The organism is [Mycobacterium] manitobense, from assembly GCF_025821665.1.
Classification (GTDB): domain Bacteria; phylum Actinomycetota; class Actinomycetes; order Mycobacteriales; family Mycobacteriaceae; genus Mycobacterium; species Mycobacterium arseniciresistens.
The window spans coordinates 1-328 of record NZ_JACKSJ010000233.1; the positions used below are offsets into that span (position 1 = coordinate 1).

Consider the following 328-nt stretch of genomic DNA (forward strand, 5'->3'; position numbering starts at 1 on the left):
GCTGTTGGAAGAGCACAAGCTGGACTACACGTCGTTCTTCCGGGGGCTGGCGCGCGGCGACGTGGCGCTGGGCCTGATGAACTGGGTGCAGCGCTGGCGCGCGCACCGGCCCGACACCGAGGCGATGAACCGGGTCAACCCGGTCTACATCCCGCGCAACCACCTGGTCGAGGAGGCGCTGGCCGCCGCCACCGCCGGTGACCTTGATCCGGCGGCCCGCCTGCTGGACGTGCTCGGCGATCCGTTCACCGAGCGGCCGGGCCTGGAGCGCTACGCCGCCCCCGGGTCCGAGGACTTCGCCGCGAGCCACCGCACCTTCTGCGGCACC

1 pseudogene is annotated in these 328 nt (G+C 72.6%); it reads left to right on the top strand.

The features are described from left to right. Positions 1–328: pseudogene (locus H7I41_RS25035) on the top strand (hypothetical protein); the annotation flags it as partial.